The sequence below is a fragment of the Streptomyces sp. RP5T genome (genome assembly GCF_003933965.1).
Taxonomy (GTDB): domain Bacteria; phylum Actinomycetota; class Actinomycetes; order Streptomycetales; family Streptomycetaceae; genus Streptomyces.
Map to the genome: position 1 here is coordinate 1 of NZ_RSAJ01000851.1, position 2688 is coordinate 2688.

The window sequence follows — 2688 nt, forward strand, 5'->3', positions numbered from 1 at the left end:
GTGCTCGGGGTCGCAGGCGACACGCTCACCGGCGGGGAGGGCCGGGCCGGCGGACGGGTCTTGTGGTCCTTGCCCCCGGTGTCGCCGCGGTGCCGGGCGATCCAGTCGTGGTGGTCGGGGTCGTAGATCACGAAGATGTTGATGACCGTCGTCGAGGGGGCCACCACGACCACGTTCGAGGGGCGGAAGGACGGCCAGGAGTCGCCGGTGACCTTCGGCGTGGTCTGCTGGGCGACCGGCGGGGTCAGCGGGTTGCCGCAGGCGCAGCGCGTGCGGGGCACCCCGCGGTCGTCGACGAGCACGGCGGTGCCAGCCTGGAGGACGGCCTGGTAGCTGGTGGCCGCGCCGTCCCGGTAACCGTGGTTGGTGACGCGGGTGTCCATGCGCAGCTGGACGGGTGTGAGCGAGCGCAGGAAGGCGGGGACCCCGGACGGCCGGACTCCCGCGACCGAGGCGAACACCCTGTTCTTCGCGGGGTCCGCCCCGAGGAACCGGATCTGCTTCTCGACGTCGCAGCTGGAGACGTTGCGGGTGCCGCCGTAGAGGCCGGGGGCGGCACCGTCCACGCCGCGCACGGCGTTCGCGGGCTCGGAGGAGCCGGTCGGGGACGCGGAGACCGGCGGCACCGAGCTGTCCTTGGCGGTCGACTCCGTGAAGGGCTCGGGGCCCGTCTTGCCGGCGGCCTGGAGGAAGACCTCGCCGTCGCCGCCGGCCGTGGTGGAGCCGCCTCCGGAACGGGTGAAGACGACGGCGAGGACCACGGCGGCGACGACCAGGGTGGCGATCACCGCGACCCGGGGCGCCGACCTCCACCAGGGGCGGCGGGGTTCCGGCGTGGGCGCGCCGCCACTGCTGCCCGGGGGCTGCGACGGCGGCTGCGAGGGCGGCCCCGAGGGCGGCTGCGAAGGGCCCGACAGCGGGCCGGAGGGCGGCCCGGTGGGACGCCCCGACGAGGGCGGTTCGACGCTCACGAGCTCTTCTTCCCGACGCGGGACCCCTGCGGCGCGATCCGATTGCCCCGATTCAGCCGCATTCTTCCGCGACATACCCATTGTCTGCTCGGGTCCGGTGCCGCCCGCAAGCGGACGCGGACGGACCTCCCGGCAGGCGAGCCCCCGCCACGCTGCTTAGCGTGGCAGGGTGCACCCGCAACCCTCCTCCGGCCAGGCGTTCGCCGCTCGCCACGGCTGGGTTCAGGCCCTGGTCACGGTCCTGCTGACGCTGATCGCCATGGGAGCGGTGGCCGCGCTGGGACTGTGGGCGGCGGGGGCTGACGATCTTCCGGACAACGGGTTCTGCCGGGTGGTCGCCGCGAGCGTCGTCACGGCCGTCGGCGGCACTGTCGAGCTGTCGGGGGGCGCGGGAGGACTCGCCGCGAGCCAGGCCGGAATCACCGTCATCCCCCTCTCCGTCACCCTGACCGGGGCGCTGGTGCTCGGTGCGGCCTTCCTCTGGCCGCTGCGGCACCGGGCCGTCGCCGGGGGCCGGGAACTCGCCGGACGGGCCGCCCGGATCGCCGTCCTGTGGCTGCTCGCGATGCTCGCCCTGGCGTACGCGGCCCGCCACACGTTCAAGCTCTCCTTCGGCGACGGCGCGCCGAGCGACCTGGCCGATCTCTTCGGCGTCTCCCCCGAGGTCGGCTTCACCACCGACGTGCCGCGGACGCTGCTGTTCGGCCTGCTGTGGCTGGCCGGCGTCCTGGTCCTGACCCTGCTGGTGTCGCGCCGCGCCCCGCTGCCGGGACGGCTGCTGCGCCTCCAGGAGTCGGTACGTCCCGCGGCGCACGCCATGGTCGTGCTCCTCCTCGCCCATGTCGTGCTCGGTGTCCTCATCGCGCTGGTCGTCGCCGCGACCCGCGGTCATGCGCCCCAGACCATCGCGGTGATCCTGCTGGGCATGCCGAACCTGGTCTGGCTCGCCCTGACCATCGGTCTCGGCGCCACCTGGAACGGCCGGGTGGAGGGCCCGTTCGGACTGCCGATGCCGCATCTGCTGGACGAGGTCCTGCGCTCCTCGGACACCACCACGCTGAACCTCGGCACGCTCGCCGAGCACGACGGCCGGGTCTGGTGGCTGGTGGTCGTGGAAGCGGTCCTGCTGCTGTCGGTGGCGTTCCTGATGGCGGCCCGCTCCCCCGCCCGCGTGCCCGCCTGGCAGCACGCCGTGCACCTGGCGATCGCCCTCGCCCTGACGGTCCTCATGATCTGCCTCCTGGGCCGGATCTCCGCGCACTTCGGCCTGTCGATCATCGGTATCGGCGACCTGGGCGGCGGCCTGAGCGGTCGGATCTTCCTGGACCCCGAGGTGTGGTCGGCGGTGGGCCTCGGCGCGCTGTGGGGCCTGGTGGCGGGTTTCCTGGGCGCGCTGGCGGCACGGCCGGTGCGGCGCGCGGGGGAGGTCGGAGCGGCCGGGGCGTGACAGCGCCTCGCGGACGCCCGGGTGAGCTCGTTCCGGCGGCCAGGGGCGCCTACCGTCCCCGGATCACCGGCTCCGCCCAGTGCGGCGGGGGCTTCGGCCTGGTTTCCGGCGGCTCCACGGCCCTGATGGCGACCTCCGTCGGCGGGTGGCCGCCGGTCACCGCCGAGCGGAGGTCCGCGACGAAGTCGAGGCAGGAGTCGTGGCGGTCGTCGGGGGACTTGGCGAGGCCCTTGGCGAACACCGCGTCGAGCGCTGCGGGCAGGCCGGGGC

General features: G+C 74.6%; 2 protein-coding genes and 1 pseudogene. 1 reads left to right on the forward strand and 2 read right to left on the reverse strand.

Annotation, left to right across the window (positions count from 1 at the left end; genetic code table 11):
- Nucleotides 1-971: DUF6777 domain-containing protein (locus tag EHS43_RS41985; protein ID WP_125195734.1), on the reverse strand; the 971-nt coding region annotated here is incomplete at its 3' end.
- 169 nt (nucleotides 972-1140) lie between these two features.
- Between EHS43_RS41985 and EHS43_RS41990 the strand changes: the two genes are divergently transcribed.
- Complete coding sequence (locus EHS43_RS41990) at nucleotides 1141-2418, forward strand: streptophobe family protein (RefSeq protein ID WP_125195735.1); 1278 nt, start codon at nucleotides 1141-1143, stop codon at nucleotides 2416-2418.
- A gap of 49 nt (nucleotides 2419-2467) precedes the next feature.
- Here EHS43_RS41990 and EHS43_RS41995 read toward each other — a convergent pair.
- Nucleotides 2468-2688 (reverse strand): annotated as a pseudogene (locus EHS43_RS41995) (serine/threonine protein kinase); the annotation flags it as partial.